This window comes from Paraburkholderia sp. BL21I4N1 (assembly GCF_002973525.1).
In the GTDB taxonomy this organism is placed as follows: Bacteria; Pseudomonadota; Gammaproteobacteria; order Burkholderiales; family Burkholderiaceae; genus Paraburkholderia.
Genome location: NZ_PVEN01000004.1, coordinates 367,477 through 383,057, shown reverse-complemented (window position 1 = coordinate 383,057; position 15,581 = coordinate 367,477). Strand labels below are relative to the sequence as shown.

Below are 15,581 nucleotides of genomic sequence, written 5' to 3'. Positions count from 1 at the left end.
TTACATCCCGCAAAACTAATGGTACGAGGAATGTACCAAAGCCTTGCGTTTTGCCGACGGGTCCACGCCTTCGCTTAGCGATGCGCCTCAGGCCGATTCGATAGAGCCACGTGGTCGCATAACCGCTAGATTTTCAATGCACGCCGCATGTTCTCCACCCCGCGACGCCACATCGATTGCGCAAACCGCGTAATTTGTCATACCTTACGCCAGTCACAGGCCCAAAGGATTGGTATGCCCGCGCAATGTACATTTGCACTCAACGCACAGAAGCTCTCAACGCTCCTATGCAGCGGATTCGGGGGAGTAGCAGCGTTCTCAGGCAATAAGGATCATGTAGATAACCCCGCCGACACCGCAGTCGTTGGTGCTGGCCCTATCCCCAAGGGGCGCTATTACATTATCAAACGGGAGACCGGCGGCCGACTTGGGCGCGTGCGCGATCTCGCATTGGATATGTGGTCAAACAGCAATCGGTCATCCTGGTTTGCGTTGTACAGCGCCGATGGCAAGATCGATGACTGGACGTTCGTAAACGGCGTGAAGCGCGGCAATTTCCGGCTGCATCCGAATGGACGCTGGGGTATCAGCGATGGCTGTATCACGCTCACGTCGCAAGCGCAGTTTGATCGACTTAGCGCATACCTGCTATCGCAACCGGCCGCAGTCATCCCTGGCACGGACATTCCCTATTACGGTACGGTGGACGTACGATGAAAGTGCTTCTGCGTACCGGTCTCGCCGTCCTGCTTACACCGTTCGTATTCTTCGGGCTTTCGCGCATCGACCCGCTGGCGCGTTGGGTGGGTAGTGACGCCGTGTGGACTGCGCTAACGCCGGTGTTCCATCTGTTCGGCGTCATAGGCTCAGAGGGAGAAGAAAACGTATTGCTCGGAGCGCTGCTCTTCATGAGCTTCTTTGTAGCGACAGTCATTGTCTGGTTATCGTCAACGCTGATTCGACGTCAGAGAGAGCAACAAGCGCAGCGATAACTGACCGCGCGCCCAAGGCAGGGCCTCCCTTAAATTTGCCATGCGCCCGTCCCATTGCTCAGATGTTGAAACGTCTGTTCCGAACCGACTAAGCGGCCGTTCGATGAGCGAAGCTCCTCGGTGTATAGACCAACAATTCCGAGAACCAGAGGCAGCGCGACACGAGGGTTCGATCAATATTCTGGCGACGACCGCGCCATATAAGTTGCCCATGAAACCACTCAATCTACGTCGCCGGTTCTACATCCGGGATTCTGAGCAAGCCTTCACTCCCGCCGCTTCACGCGAAAGCTGCTCCTTGCCGCAGTGGACTCCATGCACGAGCCAAATTGTCAGCGGGACCGCCAGACGCGTGCGGTCGGGTTTGATAGTCAGTATGTGAGTCGCCAAACAAAAAGCCGTTGAATCCTTCTGGATTCAACGGCTTGCTATTCATCTGGCGGAGGCGGTGAGATTCGAACTCACGGAAAGATTGCTCCTTCGCCGGTTTTCAAGACCGGTGCCTTAAACCACTCGGCCACACCTCCAAGCCCTAAATTGTAACCTGAAAAATCGTTCCTGCGACACTCGCTCGAACCGCTATCACTGCGGATCTTTCAGAAACAGCTCCTGCAAGTCGTTCAGGAACGCCTGACCGAGCGGTGTCGGCGCAATCTTTTCGTGGTCGCGCGTGATTAGCTTGCGTCGCTCCGCTTCCTGCAACGCCGGCTCGATCGACGTCATGGACAAACCCGTGCGCTCGATGAACCGATGCACCGGAAACCCTTCCACCAGCCGCAGCGCGTTCAGCATGAATTCGAACGGCAGATCGCGCGGCCCGACTTCATGTTCTTCCTGCACCGCCGTGCCGGCCCTGGCCTGCTCGATGAACGTGGACGGATGCTTGTAGCGCACCTGGCGCAACACGCGATTCGGAAACGACAACTTGGTATGCGCGCCCGCACCGATGCCGAGATAGTCGCCGAAGCGCCAGTAATTCAGATTGTGTTTGCTCTGCTTGTGCGGTTGCGCGTACGCCGACACTTCGTAGCGACCGTAGCCGGCCGCGGTGGTGCGTTCGTGAATCCAGTCCTGCATATCCGCGGAGGCGTCGTCGTCGGGCAGCGCCGGCGGGAACTTTGCGAACAGCGTGTTGGGTTCGAGCGTCAGGTGGTACAAGGACAGATGGGGCGGCGCGAACGACAACGCCGTATCGATATCGGCCTGGCATTCGGCGAGCGTTTGTCCCGGCAGCGCGAACATCAGGTCGAGGTTGAAGTTGTCGAACGTGGTGGACGCGACCTCGACCGCGTGGCGCGCCTGCGTCGAGTCGTGAATCCGGCCGAGCGCTTTCAGATGCGCCTCGTTGAAACTCTGAATCCCCACCGACAGCCGGTTCACGCCGCTCGCGCGAAACTGTGCAAACTTGTCGGCTTCAAAGGTGCCGGGGTTCGCTTCGAGCGTGATTTCCGCGTCGGCGTCGAGCGGCAGCAGCGCCCGCACGTCCGACAGCATCCGGTCGAGACCCGCCGCCGACAGCAAGCTAGGCGTGCCGCCGCCGATAAACACGGTATGCACCTGGCGTCCCCACACCAGCGGCAGCGCCATCTCGAGATCGGCGCGTAACGCGTCGAGATACTCGTTTTCCGGGAACGTGTCGCCTTTCCACTCGTGCGAGTTGAAATCGCAATACGGACACTTGCGCACGCACCACGGAAAATGCACGTACAACGCCAACGGCGGCAGCGACGTCAGCCGGATACTGCCCGGCGACGTGAACGCCTTGATGACGCCGTTGCCGATCTCGGCCGGCGCCGGTTTGATCGGAATCACGCTTCCTCCGTCAGGCGCGCGAGCAGTTGCCGCAACGCTATCGCACGGTGACTGCCGGCGTTCTTCACCGCCGGTTCGAGCTGCGCGGCGCTCGCGTTCAGCGACGGCAGGAAGAAGTGCGGGTCGTAACCGAACCCATGCTCGCCGCGCGGCGTGTCGAGAATCTCGCCGTGCCAGCGGCCTTCGGCGATCAACGGTTCGGGGTCGTCGGCGTGACGCACCAGCGCCAGCACGCAGAAGTAATACGCGCGACGATCGGTCTCGCCTTGCAACGAGGCGACGAGCCGCGCGTTGTTCGCGGCATCGCTTTTCTCGCCACCGGCCAACTGCGCGTAACGTGCCGAATAAACGCCCGGCGCGCCGCGCAGCGCGCGCACACACAGGCCGGAGTCGTCGGCGAGGGCGGGCAGGCCGGTGAGCTTCGCCGCATGGCGTGCCTTGGTCAGCGCGTTTTCGACGAAAGTCGGATACGGTTCTTCCGCCTCGGGCACGTCCAACGCGCCTTGTGGAATCAGTTCGATGCCGGCCGCGCCGAGCAGCGCCGCGAATTCGCGCAGCTTGCCGGCATTATTCGACGCCAGCACCACTTTCTTCAACGGCGAATCCGGGCCGGCTTCGCCGCCGCTCTGGCGAACCTCATTCACTCTTCTGCTCCAGCGCTGCCTTCTGCTTCGCGATCAGCGTGCTGATGCCGTCGCTCGCCAGATCCATCAGCGCGTTCATTTCGTCGCGCGAGAACGGCACGCCTTCGGCCGTGCCCTGAACTTCGACGAAACCGCCCGCGCCGGTCATCACCACGTTCATGTCGGTGTCGCACTGCGAGTCTTCGTCGTAATCGAGGTCGAGCACCGGCAGCCCGTCGTACACGCCGACCGAAATCGCCGCGACGTAGTCGGTGATCGGCGAGCTTTCGATGCGGCCCGTGGCCAGCAATTTGGCCACCGCGTCGTGCGCCGCCACGAAAGCGCCGGTGATGCTTGCCGTGCGCGTGCCGCCGTCGGCCTGGATCACGTCGCAATCGATATGCAACGTGCGCGCGCCGAGCTTCTCGAGATCGAACACCGAGCGCAGCGCGCGGCCGATCAGCCGCTGGATTTCCTGGGTGCGCCCAGTCTGCTTGCCGCGTGCGGCTTCACGGTCGTTGCGCGTGTTGGTGGCGCGCGGCAGCATGCCGTATTCGGCGGTCAGCCAGCCCTGACCGCGGTCGCGCAGGAACGACGGCACGGATTCGGCGACGCTCGCCGTACAGATGACCTTGGTGTCGCCGAACTCGACCAGCACCGAGCCCTCCGCATGCTTCGTGTAGTGGCGCGTCATGCGCACGTCGCGCAGCTGGTTGGCCTGGCGGCCGCTGGGGCGTTGGGTGGTGTGGGTCATTTGGGATCGGTTTGGAAGAAAAGCGGAAGGGAAAGCGCGATTTTACCGCCGATCGCGCGGCGGCGGTCGTGCGCGGACGCTTGCACGCTTCGCCGTGTGCCGCTCGACGGCGGCCGTGGCAGGACGGCCCTTCCGGCAAAAATGGGATAATGCCGATTCTCCGCCTCGCGCCTCGTAAGCGCCGGGCGATTCGACTCTCCGGCCATCGTCGAGCGCATGGCCACAATCGCGAGAAATACGATGATCTACAGCATGACTGGCTATGCGAGCGCCACGCGCGAACTCGTCGCGGCCTCGGGCACCGGCGGCGTGAGCGTGTCGGTCGAACTGCGCACGGTGAACTCGCGCTTTCTCGATCTGAACTTCCGCATGCCGGAAGACGTGCGCGTCTGCGAACCGACGCTGCGCGAAATGCTGATGAACAAACTGTCGCGCGGCAAGGTGGATATCCGTATCAATCTGCAGCGCAGCGAACAGACGGCCAACGCGGGCTCGATCAACCATGAGGCGCTGACGCAACTCGCGGTGCTCGAACGCACGGTGCTGTCCACGTTCCCGGAAGCCGGTCGTCTGCGCACCGGTGAAATCATGCGCTGGCCCGGCGTGCTGGCCGAAACCGGCGTGGCGCAGGACGTGCTGCGCGACGCGGTGCTCGCCTGCGGCAAACAGGCCATTACCGACCTGATCGACGTGCGCGGTCGTGAAGGCGCGCAACTGGCCACCATGCTGCTCGCCAACGTCACCGAGATGGAAACGATCGTCACGAAGATCACCCCGCTCGTGCCGGAACTGATCGCGAAGCATCAGCAGAAGATCGTGGAGCGTCTGCAGGAAGCGCTCGGCATCGCCGCGCCGGACACGGCCGCGACGATCGTGTCGCGCGAGGAAATCAACGAACGGATTCGCCAGGAAGTGACGATGTACGGCATCCGCATCGACATCGCCGAAGAACTGTCGCGCCTCACCGCGCACCTGAACGAAACGCGCCATGTGATCCAGAAGGGCGGCAAGGTCGGCAAGCGCCTCGACTTCATGATGCAGGAACTGAATCGCGAAGCGAACACGCTCGGCTCGAAGGCCGCCGCGAAGGAACTGGCGGATTCGTCGATGACCCTGAAGCTGCTCATCGAACAGATGCGCGAGCAAGTACAGAATCTGGAATAAGGCTGGAGCAACACGAACATGACCGACCACACACGCAATCCCTACGCCGGTGCTTATCCCGGCAACCTGTTCATGGTGGTGGCGCCGTCGGGCGCGGGCAAGTCGACGCTCGTGAACGCGCTGCTCGCCGGCGACGACGCGATCCGTTTGTCGATTTCCTACACGACGCGCCCGCCGCGTCCGAAGGAGCAGGACGGCGAGCACTATCACTTCACCACCGTCGACGATTTCATGACGCGTCACGACACCGGCGAGTTTCTCGAAAGCGCGGAAGTGCACGGCAATTACTACGGCACGTCGCGCGTCTGGATCGAGGATCAGATGAAAAGCGGCCATGACGTGCTGCTCGAAATCGACTGGCAGGGCGCGCAGCAGGTGAAGAAACAGTTTCACAACGCGGTCGAGATTTTCATCCTGCCGCCGTCGCTCGAAGCGCTTGAAGAGCGTCTGAAGAAACGCGGCCAGGACGAGCCGAATGTGATCACGCGGCGTCTGCTTGCCGCGGGTAGCGAGATGGCGCACGCGGCCGAAGCGGAATACGTGGTGATCAACGAGAACTTCGATCGCGCGCTCGGCGAACTGCAGTGCCTCGTGGCCGCCACGCGTTCGCGCTTTGCGTCGCAATACGCGCGCCACACGCAGCTTTTCGTGCAGCTCGGCATTCATCTGCCACACGCGTGAACGCGGCGGCGTGTCGAGCACATAAGGTAGAATAAGCAACATACTGAGAAGGAACCCAACATGGCCCGCATTACCGTCGAAGACTGTCTCAAACAGATCCCGAACCGTTTCGAACTCGCGCTTGCCGCGACCTATCGCGCGCGTCAGCTCGCGCAAGGTCACACGCCGAAGATCGAAAGCCGCGACAAGCCCACGGTCGTCGCACTGCGCGAAATCGCAGCCGGCCAGGTCGGCGTCGAAATGCTGAAGAAGGTGCCGGTTTAAGGCGCACTGTTTTCCGGTTTCGATTGCCCGCTTGCTTTACCTGCTTTTGCTTCACGCGTTTCTGGTTTCACCGCTACACCGGCTTTACCTCGCTTGACCCATTTGCTACACGTAATTGCATCAACGTGCAGACCGGCGTCCAACCCCAACCGCTGCGGAGGCGACCATGAGTACCACCCCGCCCACCGCCACGGAAGTGGAACACGACGCCGACTCGCCCTCGTCTGCACGCAAGTACATCGACGCGGTCCTCGAACAGTCGTTTCGCCATCTGTTCGGGCCGACCGCCACGCCGGAGCAACCGCGCCGGCATGACGTCGTCTCGATTGCCAAACTGACGTCCGCCTTGTCCGGCTATCTGCAGCCGGAAGAGATCAAGGACATCAAGGCGGCCTTCCATTTCAGCGACGAAGCCCACCTCGGCCAGTACCGCCAGAGTGGCGAGCCCTACATCACGCATCCTGTCGCCGTCGCGGAAATCTGCGCGGGCTGGAATCTCGACGCTCAGTCGATCATGGCGGCGCTGCTGCATGACGTGATGGAAGACCAGGGCGTCACCAAGGCCGAACTCGCCGAGCGTTTCGGCGCGAAGGTCGCGGAACTGGTCGACGGTTTGTCGAAACTGGACAAGATGGAGTTTCGCAATCGCGAGGAAGCGCAGGCGGAAAACTTCCGCAAGATGCTGCTCGCAATGGCGCGTGACGTCCGCGTGATTCTGGTGAAGCTCGCCGACCGGCTGCACAACATGCGCACCCTCGGTGCGGTGCCGCACGAGAAGCGTCGCCGGGTTGCGCGCGAAACGCTGGACATTTACGCGCCGATCGCTCATCGGCTCGGTCTGAACAATACCTATCGCGAGCTGCAGGATCTGAGCTTCGCGAACTTCAACCCGCACCGGTACGCCACGCTCGAAAAAGCCGTCAAGGCAGCGCGCGGCAACCGGCGCGAGGTGGTCGGCAAGATTCTGGAGTCGGTACAGCGCGCTATTGCCGACGCGAAGATCGACGCCGAAGTCACCGGCCGCGAGAAAACCATCTTCAGCATCTACAAGAAGATGCGCGACAAGCAATTGTCGTTTTCGCAGGTGCTCGACGTGTACGGCTTCCGCGTGGTGGTTGAAAGCGCGTTGGAGTGCTACACCTGCATCGGCGCGCTGCATGCGCTGTACAAGCCCGTGCCGGGCAAGTTCAAAGACTACATCGCGATCCCGAAGGTGAACGGCTATCAGTCGTTGCACACCACGTTGGTCGGCCCGTTCGGCGCGCCGATCGAGTTTCAGGTGCGCACCCGCAAGATGCACGAGATCGCCGAAGCCGGCGTGGCCGCACATTGGCTGTACAAGAACGGTAGCGCCGACCTGAACGACGTGCAGAAGCGCGCGCACCAGTGGCTAAAGTCGCTGCTGGATATTCAGAGCGAAGCCGGCGACTCGAGCGAATTCCTCGAACACGTGAAGATCGATCTGTTCCCGGATGCGGTCTACGTGTTTACACCGAAGTCGAAGATCATGGCGTTGCCGCGCGGCGCCACCGCGCTCGACTTCGCGTATTCAATCCACAGCGACCTGGGCAACCAGTGCGTCGCGGTGAAGATCAACAATGAACTGCTGCCGCTTCGCACCGAGCTAAAGAGCGGTGACATCGTCGAAGTCATCACGGCGCCGTATTCGAAGCCGAATCCAGCTTGGCTAGGGTTCGTGCGCAGCGGCAAGGCGCGCTCGGCGATCCGTCATTATCTGAAGACGATGCGGTTGAACGAGTCCGTGCAGCTCGGCGAACGCCTGGTCGATCAGGCGTTGAAGGGCTACGGCCTGGCGCTGTCGGACGTCACGCCGGAAGCATGGGAAAAGCTCGTGCAATGGACCGGCAACAAGAACCGTCAGGAAATTTTCGCGGACATCGGTCTCGGCCGGCGTGTCGCGGCGGTCATGGCCAAGCGCATCGAGGTGCTGATGAGCGGCCGCGACGCCGACGACGACGGCTCGCGCTCCAACTCCGATCTGCCGCATGCGCCGCCGGTGGTGATCACGGGCACCGAGGGCATGTCGGTGCAACTGTCCGCCTGCTGTCGTCCGATTCCGGGCGACGACATCATGGGCTATATCGGCATCGGCCTCGGCATGGCGATCCATACAACGGACTGCCGCGTCGCGCAGCGTATCCATAAGCGCGATCCGGGCCGCTGGATCGACGTGGCGTGGGCGCCGCAGCCGGGCCGTCTGTTCGACGTCGCCGTGAAGGTGCTGGTCAAGAACACCAAGGGCGTGTTTGCCCGCGTGGCGGCCGACATCACGTCGGCGGACGCGAACATCGTCCACATCGCAATGGACGAAGATCTGTCGCAGGAGTCCACGGTGCTGCGCTTCGTGATCCAGGTCAGCGATCGCGTCCATCTGGCCAACGTAATGCGCCGCGTGCGTACCAACCCGGACGTCATGCGCATCGCGCGCGAGCGGCCGAGCGAGGAAGGCCATCACCGTCACGATGGCGGGATGCGGATTGATCGCGAGCGGGCGGATTACTGATTTGTTTCGCACGCTGCGCGCAATGTGCGGCGTGCTTGAGATGTGGCCGAAGGCGTGCGCAAGCACGCTTTTTTTTGTCCGAGGCTTGTCTTAAGTGCCATCCGCGTCGATCCCAACGTCCGGAACGCCCGCGCCGCCTGCGAGTCTCACGTTTTCTTCAGGGAGAACGCTCATGAACGTAGCTGACCTCACCGGCCTTGCGCTCGACTATTGGGTCGCGCGCAGCCTGCACGACTTCGTGCGCGAAATCCACTTTACCGACAGCGGCGAAACCGTTTCCATTCGCGGCAATGATCGCGGACGTCCTTGGGACGGCCGGTTCACACCGTCCACCTCATGGGAGGCCGCTGCCGCGGTTCTGGAGCGCGCGCAACGGCTGGAAGTACGCGAGCGGACCGAGCAGGGCGCGGCGTACTGCGTCGCGGATTTCGAAGGTAGTCACCGGACGGTGGAAGGGCGAGGCGCCTCGCTGCGGGAGGCGTTGCTGCGGGCGTTCGTTGAAAGCCGGTATGGCGAGACCGTGGACGATGTGCTGCACGAGGCACAGGTGCTGAGCGGAGAACGAGCGCAGCCGATTGGCGAGGAAACGGCGCAAGGTTCGTACGGCGGCGATATGCCGAGTCCGGACGGGCAGATTGGGGATATTCAGTCGGCGCCGCGGTAAGTCGACGGGTTGGCAGGTGCTTGCATACTTCACGCGGCCCTGGCCAAGTAGACCTGCCGGGCAGGTATCGGCTTGGCGTAACTGAGCAAAATGTGTCGAACAAAAACAAAGGGCCTTCCGATTGGAAGGCCCTTTATAGGTGGTGCGGCTGGCAGGATTCGAACCCACGACCCCTTGGTTCGTAGCCAAGTACTCTATCCATCTGAGCTACAGCCGCACGCTAAACAGGTGATGCATTACTGCAATGAAACTGGGTAAAACGTAAGGGCCTCCCGGGAGGGAGGCCCTCGAATAAGTGGTGCGGCTGGCAGGATTCGAACCCACGACCCCTTGGTTCGTAGCCAAGTACTCTATCCATCTGAGCTACAGCCGCACGCAGAAACGAGATTATAGCAAAGGTTTTGAAAAAGGGAAGGGTGTAACTGCGATTTGTCTCATGGTCATGATCGTGTACCCTTGATAGGCAGTCGTTTGCTGCAGTCAACGGATGATCATGAACAAGGCCTTTGTCAAAGAGTCGAGCGAAGAGAATGACGACGATCTCGACGTCGCTCAGCCGGATGTGCCGGCGGGTACCAAAAACTACATCACGCCCGCCGGCTATCGGCGCATGCGTGACGAACTGCTGCATCTGATCGACGTTGCGCGGCCCGAGGTGGTCAAGCTGGTGTCGTGGGCGGCGTCGAACGGCGATCGCTCGGAAAACGGCGATTACATCTACGGCAAGCGTCGGTTGCGCGAGATCGACCGGCGCATCCGTTTTCTGACCAAGCGTCTGGACCTCGCGGAAGTGGTCGACAGTAGCAAGCAGGAGAACGTCGATCAGGTGTTCTTCGGCGCGACCGTCGAGTATGCGACCGAAGATGGCGAGGATCATGTCGTGACCATTGTCGGCGTTGACGAGGTCGATCTGGATATCGGCTACGTGAGTTGGATCTCGCCGGTGGCACGCGCGCTGATCAAGGCGAAAATCGGCGATACCGTCACGTTGTACACGCCTGCCGGCCCGCAGCCGATCGACATCTTGAACGTCACGTATCCGCCGCCGGACATCGGCGGCTAATGGCTGGGCCGCCACCTTGTCGCAAGCGCTTGGCACTAGAGATGCGATCGTGACAGAGCCCTAATACGCCTGCGCCGCGGCATAAAAAAAGGCGCCGCGAACGGCGCCTTCGATACTACGAGACCTGCCTGCCGCTTTAGAAGCGGTGACGCAGACCCGCGGTGACAGCCACTTGCTTGTTGTTGCCCGAAGCAGCCAGACCGTTGATGTCGGCGTCGACGATCGCGCCGTCGTTGACTTGCTGGTATTCGCCTTGCAGATACACGTCGGTACGCTTGGACAGCGCGTACGCGGTTTGCAGGTTGAACTGGTTCCAGTGCGGACGCGTACCGGCCAGGCTTGCCTTGGTGTACGTGTACGAACCGGCGATGCTCACTGCCGGCGTCAGAGCGTAACGGGCGTTCGCTTCAAAGTTCTGGAAGTGAGCGCTGTCGCCGCCGAAGCCGCCGATACCAGCCGATTGGCCCGACGCGCCTGCGCCGATGCCAGCCAGACCCGACAGGTTGGTTTGCGAATACACCAGGCCGACCGTTGCCGGGCCGAACGCGTAGTTCGCACCCGCGCCCCACGTTTGCTGACGGCCAGCAAAGAACGTGTTGTCGCTCGACACCGCGCCACCCGAATTGAATGCAGCCGCTGCGCCGGTCGCGCCGTTGCTGTTCAGTTGCAGGTAAGCGGCAGCGATGTTCAGGCCGCCCCAGTTATACGATGCACCAGCGCTGTACGCGCGGTTGTTCGCGAAGCCGTCAGCCTGGTTCGAGAAGCCGTACAACGCGCCGAACTTGAAGCCGCCGTAGTTGACGCTCTGATACTTGACCGAGTTGTTCACACGGAACGAGTTGTTCAGGTTGTCGTTGTCGAACGGGTGCGCGAACTGCGTGCCGCCGTATTGCGTGCCGGTCAGCGCCAGCGGACCGACGTAGTCGACCATGCTGTCGTATTGACGGCCGAGCGTCACGGCGCCGAACTGGTCGCTCGCGAGACCGACGAACGCTTGACGGCCGAATTCGCGACCACCTTGTTTCAGCGTGCCGTCATTGATACCGAAGCCGTTTTCCAACGTGAAGATGGCCTTGAGACCGCCACCCAGATCTTCAGCGCCGCGCAGGCCCCAACGGCTGCCGTTCACCGAACCGCTGGTTTCCTGCCAGTTGCTATGGCCGTGCTGGTTGTTCGTATAGGTGATGCCGGCGTCGATCAAGCCGTACAGCGTAACGCTGCTTTGAGCTTGCGCAGCCGTTGCAAAAACGCCCGTGAGGGCAGCGACCATGAGTGTCTTCTTCATCATCTTGTAACTCCGAGAGCGAGAGTGGGCGTTGAACCCAGGCTTTAGGGAGACCTTCACGCGGGCCGCTGCGAGAGGCGTAATCCGTGTGAGATGCGCGCGGAACAAAAACGCGCTGGTTTCCGGTTACGCAAAGTGTAGAGAGACGGGTTACGCCATGGACATTCCGATTTCCGCAATAAATTATTACGCGATCGGAAACGATGTGAGAATGCCGGGAGAGCCTTATAGATAAAGGCCGTTGGCGTTATTCGTGGAATGAGGGAAGCGAGTCGGCGTGATTGGCGTTGCTCATTTGCGACAGTAATCGATGCAAAAAACAACGAGATAATTCGTAAAAAAGGATTGTTGTTGCGAATGAAATAGATGATTGTCGATTGTGTAAATAATCGGCGTCTTCTCAGCCGCTATACTGGAATTTCTGCTTTCCGAAGCAGACTTTTTCGTTGACGAAAAAGATCTCCAAACCTTTGTCGGCGCGACTTCCCAGTCGCGCTTTTTTTTCGTCCGACGGAGCGTGAATGCGCGTCGGTTAGTGCGCGGGCATCGCGCCGTCAGTCAGATCCGACTCGATGGTGGCCGGCACGCTCCAGTCTTCCATTACGTAGCGGCGGGCATCCATGGGCGACGACAGCAGGTTCTGCCAGTGATCGCCGTGCCAGACAGGAAACACAGGATCGGGTCGGAAAGTGGAGGAGCCTGTCATTTCCGCGCGCGCCTCGCACTGACCGTCTGCGGCCCTGACGTGCGACCGCGTAAGCCAGGCGACAAACCGACGGATTTCATTCAACAGCATGACATTCTCCTGATCTGCATCACAGCATTTACTCATTTCAATGATGCTGACGGGAGTGTGGCGCAACAAGTCGGAAAAACACTTACTAAAAACATCATTTGTTACACAAATGGGTGGTGTGTAGAAATTTTTCCCGCCATTTTGCATGTCGGCTCGTCGAGTAAGTAATATTGACGTGAAATTTATTCGGTATTTACTGAGATATGCGATAAACATTGCCGATGCGGTTTGCGTTACGCATAGCGTGTTGCTAGCTAAACGAATATCAAAAATTCGCTTGACGACGATTCTTCGTCCCCCGTATAACGGCAAAGCTGAATTCACGTAACCGGTCTGATTCCAGATGGGTTGTCAGAAATAATCCACGGCGGATAGTTTGGCAGTGATATTCGGATTGAGGGCATTGCCCGATTTTTATAAATCATCGAGGGAAACTGGAACATGGAAACTGGTATCGTCAAATGGTTCAACGATGCTAAGGGCTTTGGCTTCATCACATCGGATTCGGGCGGCGAAGATCTGTTCGCGCACTTCTCGGAGATTCGCGCAGACGGCTTCAAGTCGCTGAAGGAAAACCAGCGCGTCTCGTTCGACGTCAAGGCCGGCCCGAAGGGCAAGCAGGCTGCGAATATCCAGCCGCTGTAAGACGCCGCGCACGTCCGTAACGCGTAGTTGATCGCAAAAAAGCCCTCGCACGAAAGCGAGGGCTTTTTTAACCTGCATCATCGTCGGCAAACAGGACTGGATTAACTATCCAGTTCGGACGGTCGTGCCCAGTTAAATAAATTCAATGCGCAGCGCTTTTTTGGCCGCGACAGCGTTTATACGAAAAATATAATCGCGGTGGATTTTATCGGTCACGCAAAGCGCCGTGAAATGTCGCGCACCGTCCTGCCGCTCAACACATTTCATTCGATGCAACCCGGGTACAGGACAGCCAACTGGTGCATACTTGCCGCAAAGTCACGCGTCCAAAGTATCCCTTTCCATGTCTGAACAGTTTTTGTCGGAGCCGGCCCTGGATGGCCCGATCGTTTTCGTCGACCTTGAAACCACCGGCGGCTCGACCAGCGAGCATCGCATTACCGAAGTCGGCGTGGTCGAAATCGGACCCGCCGGCGTGTCGCGCTGGAGCAGTCTCGTCGACCCCCAGCAGCCGATCCCGTCCTTCATCCAGCAACTCACCGGTATCACTAACGCCATGGTGCGCGGCGCGCCGACCTTCGACGCGATTGCACCGGCCTTGTTCGAGCGCCTGAACGGCAAGCTGTTCGTCGCTCATAACGCGAGTTTCGATCGCGGCTTTCTGCGCGGTGAGTTTCGCCGTGCCGGCCTGGCGTTCGATCCGGACGTGCTGTGCACGGTGCGTTTGTCGCGCGCGTTGTTTCCGGCGGAAAAGCGTCATGGGCTGGATGCTTTGGTCGAGCGTCATGCGCTGGTGCCGTCCGACCGCCACCGCGCACTCGCCGACGCCGACCTGATCTGGCAGTTCTGGCAGCGCCTGCATGGCCTCGTGCCGCTCGATGTATTGCGCGCCCAGATCGAGCGCACCACACGTCGCTACCGGCTCGCCGGTGACATCACCGAAGACTTGCTGGACAGCGCGCCGGCCGGGTGCGGTGTCTACGCGTTCTATGGGGAAGAGGATCTGCCGCTGTATGTCGGACGAAGCGTGCGGGTGCGTCAACGCTTGCGCTCGCATCTGACCGGCGAACGGCGCTCGTCGAAAGATATGCGGCTTGCGCAGCAGGTGCGGCGCGTCGAGTGGCGCGCAACCGGCGGTGAGCTAGGCGCCATGCTGGCGGAAGCGCAGTGGATCGCGACCTTGCGTCCCGGTCACAACCGCGTGCCGCGCGTCGCGAAAAGCGATCCGGCAGACGCGCCCTGGCCGTTTCAAGGCCCGATCGTTTTCGAGGAACGCGACGAAGAGTCGCAATCGCGCGCGTTTCATGTGGTCGATCGCTGGCGCTACGTGGGCCATGCGACTTCGCTCGCGCAGGCGGCGGATTTGCATGCGTCGAGCGTCGCGGGGCCCTTTGAACTGTCGACCTACCGCATCCTCCAGAGTCACCTCGCGCGCGGTCTGCGGGTGATGCCGTTGAGCGTGACGAGCGGCGCGTCCGCAGCGAGTCTCGCTTAACTCATTCAGCCGGTTGAGCCGGGCGGCGTTCGGTCACGCCGCGCCGCTCAACCTGTCGCGCCTACACCACCCGTCTCGCACACATGACCCAGCGCGCGAGTCAGCGCGCCCGAGCGGGCCGAGTCGTAGCGTGTCAGCGATTTCCAGTTGGCCAATGCTTGCGCGACGCGCGACGGACAATCCGGCGCCGAGCGCAGCGGTTGCACGCGCGCGAGGCCGGCCACCAGCGATTGCGTCAGCCGGTCCAGTTGCGGCCGCGTCGAGGTGGCGAGATCCGGCGCCGGCCCTTGCGGTGCTTGCGTGGCACGCCAGTTCGCAAACAGCGCGTTCTGCACGTCCTTGCTCGCGTCGATCTGATCCTGGAAGAACGCGTGGGCGAACGCCGGGTCGACATTGGCGGCAGCGGCGCGTTTCTCCACATCGGCGAGGAGTGCGTTTTCGCGCGGCGTATCGGTGATCGCCTGATGATTCGCCCACTTCCAGCGCGCGACCGGTTCCGCCAGTGCAAGGCGCTGCGACGCCAGCGCGATCAGATTGGTGAGCGCCGTATCGTCGCCATCCGCGGCAGCGGGAGCAGACGTGAATGCAAGCGCGGCGAACAACGTCAGCGCACAGAGCGCGCCAAAGCGAGACGAACGATTCATGAGGGAGGGGATGGCCGGAGAGCCGCGAAAGAAAAACCAGAAGAATAGACGATGCCCGGCATTGCGGACGTATTCATTGGCGAAAAGCGGTGTGCGAAACAACGCAAGTCGTGGCGCGGATTAAAGCTTGATGGCGAGCAGAAACAGACGCCGGGCATCGCCCAAGCGTCGGACT

16 protein-coding genes and 3 tRNA genes are annotated in these 15,581 nt (G+C 60.9%); 10 read left to right on the top strand and 9 right to left on the bottom strand.

Translation table 11 applies throughout. The features are described 5' to 3' along the window. Positions 1–234: 234 nt before the first annotated feature. Both B0G83_RS14180 and B0G83_RS14175 read left to right on the top strand, forming a co-directional pair. Positions 235–717: a DUF2778 domain-containing protein gene (locus B0G83_RS14180; protein WP_105508008.1), complete on the top strand. Its 483-nt coding sequence runs from the start codon at positions 235–237 to the stop codon at positions 715–717. Then, positions 714–992, top strand: a complete 279-nt coding sequence (locus B0G83_RS14175) for a hypothetical protein (protein ID WP_105508007.1) — start codon at positions 714–716, stop codon at positions 990–992. Before B0G83_RS14180 ends, B0G83_RS14175 begins: the two co-directional genes overlap by 4 nt. 437 nt (positions 993–1,429) lie before the next feature. Here the strand turns inward: B0G83_RS14175 and B0G83_RS14170 are convergent. The 4 genes from B0G83_RS14170 to rph all read right to left on the bottom strand — a co-directional run bounded on the left by B0G83_RS14170 (position 1,430) and on the right by rph (position 4,181). Next, a tRNA-Ser gene (locus B0G83_RS14170) sits at positions 1,430–1,519 on the bottom strand. A gap of 55 nt (positions 1,520–1,574) precedes the next feature. Continuing rightward, positions 1,575–2,804 (bottom strand): radical SAM family heme chaperone HemW, encoded by a 1,230-nt coding sequence (gene hemW, locus B0G83_RS14165; RefSeq protein ID WP_105508006.1) that lies wholly within the window; start codon positions 2,802–2,804, stop codon positions 1,575–1,577. Then, positions 2,801–3,448 carry an RdgB/HAM1 family non-canonical purine NTP pyrophosphatase gene (rdgB, locus tag B0G83_RS14160; protein WP_105508005.1) on the bottom strand — a complete coding sequence of 216 codons (648 nt, stop codon included), beginning with the start codon at positions 3,446–3,448 and terminating at the stop codon, positions 2,801–2,803. The genes hemW and rdgB overlap by 4 nt, the downstream gene beginning before the upstream one ends. Then, the gene (rph, locus tag B0G83_RS14155) at positions 3,441–4,181 is read right to left on the bottom strand and encodes a ribonuclease PH (protein ID WP_105508004.1); all 741 of its coding nucleotides are present in this window, start codon (positions 4,179–4,181) and stop codon (positions 3,441–3,443) included. Before rph ends, rdgB begins: the two co-directional genes overlap by 8 nt. A gap of 240 nt (positions 4,182–4,421) precedes the next feature. Between rph and B0G83_RS14145 the strand changes: the two genes are divergently transcribed. The 5 genes from B0G83_RS14145 (at position 4,422) to B0G83_RS14125 (ending at position 9,478) form a co-directional block, all read left to right on the top strand. Then, positions 4,422–5,345 carry a YicC/YloC family endoribonuclease gene (locus tag B0G83_RS14145; RefSeq protein ID WP_105508120.1) on the top strand — a complete coding sequence of 308 codons (924 nt, stop codon included), beginning with the start codon at positions 4,422–4,424 and terminating at the stop codon, positions 5,343–5,345. A gap of 18 nt (positions 5,346–5,363) precedes the next feature. Then, positions 5,364–6,026: a guanylate kinase gene (gene gmk, locus B0G83_RS14140; RefSeq protein WP_105508002.1), complete on the top strand. Its 663-nt coding sequence runs from the start codon at positions 5,364–5,366 to the stop codon at positions 6,024–6,026. Between the two features lie 60 nt (positions 6,027–6,086). Next, positions 6,087–6,290: a DNA-directed RNA polymerase subunit omega gene (gene rpoZ, locus B0G83_RS14135; RefSeq protein WP_006025620.1), complete on the top strand. Its 204-nt coding sequence runs from the start codon at positions 6,087–6,089 to the stop codon at positions 6,288–6,290. Between the two features lie 166 nt (positions 6,291–6,456). Continuing rightward, positions 6,457–8,814, top strand: coding sequence for a bifunctional (p)ppGpp synthetase/guanosine-3',5'-bis(diphosphate) 3'-pyrophosphohydrolase (locus B0G83_RS14130; RefSeq protein ID WP_105508001.1), 2,358 nt, complete (start codon positions 6,457–6,459; stop codon positions 8,812–8,814). A 172-nt stretch (positions 8,815–8,986) separates the two neighbouring features. Further along, positions 8,987–9,478 (top strand): phage protein NinX family protein, encoded by a 492-nt coding sequence (locus B0G83_RS14125; protein WP_105508000.1) that lies wholly within the window; start codon positions 8,987–8,989, stop codon positions 9,476–9,478. Positions 9,479–9,618: 140 nt separating this feature from the next. On the opposite strand, the gene B0G83_RS14120 is transcribed toward B0G83_RS14125, so the two are convergent. Together B0G83_RS14120 and B0G83_RS14115 are read right to left on the bottom strand one after the other, a co-directional pair. Further along, positions 9,619–9,695 (bottom strand) — tRNA-Arg (locus B0G83_RS14120). Positions 9,696–9,774: 79 nt separating this feature from the next. Continuing rightward, positions 9,775–9,851: transfer RNA gene (locus B0G83_RS14115), tRNA-Arg, on the bottom strand. Between the two features lie 120 nt (positions 9,852–9,971). On the opposite strand from B0G83_RS14115, the gene greB reads away from it, so the two are divergent. Then, entirely contained in the window at positions 9,972–10,541 is a 570-nt protein-coding gene (gene greB, locus B0G83_RS14110) for a transcription elongation factor GreB (RefSeq protein ID WP_105508119.1), read from the top strand. A 136-nt stretch (positions 10,542–10,677) separates the two neighbouring features. Here greB and B0G83_RS14105 read toward each other — a convergent pair whose 3' ends face one another. Beyond that, on the bottom strand, positions 10,678–11,826 hold the full coding sequence (locus B0G83_RS14105) for a porin (RefSeq protein WP_105508118.1): 1,149 nt from the start codon (positions 11,824–11,826) through the stop codon (positions 10,678–10,680). Between the two features lie 532 nt (positions 11,827–12,358). Beyond that, positions 12,359–12,622, bottom strand: coding sequence for a hypothetical protein (locus B0G83_RS14100; RefSeq protein WP_105508117.1), 264 nt, complete (start codon positions 12,620–12,622; stop codon positions 12,359–12,361). A 441-nt stretch (positions 12,623–13,063) separates the two neighbouring features. On the opposite strand from B0G83_RS14100, the gene B0G83_RS14095 reads away from it, so the two are divergent. Then, a complete protein-coding gene (locus B0G83_RS14095) occupies positions 13,064–13,267 on the top strand; it encodes a cold-shock protein (protein WP_007180812.1) in 204 nt (67 codons plus the stop codon). Positions 13,268–13,610: 343 nt separating this feature from the next. After that, a complete protein-coding gene (locus tag B0G83_RS14090) occupies positions 13,611–14,762 on the top strand; it encodes an exonuclease domain-containing protein (RefSeq protein WP_105507999.1) in 1,152 nt (383 codons plus the stop codon). 47 nt (positions 14,763–14,809) lie between these two features. On the opposite strand, the gene B0G83_RS14085 is transcribed toward B0G83_RS14090, so the two are convergent. Next, the gene (locus B0G83_RS14085) at positions 14,810–15,406 is read right to left on the bottom strand and encodes a chorismate mutase (RefSeq protein ID WP_105507998.1); all 597 of its coding nucleotides are present in this window, start codon (positions 15,404–15,406) and stop codon (positions 14,810–14,812) included. Positions 15,407–15,581: the final 175 nt, after the last annotated feature.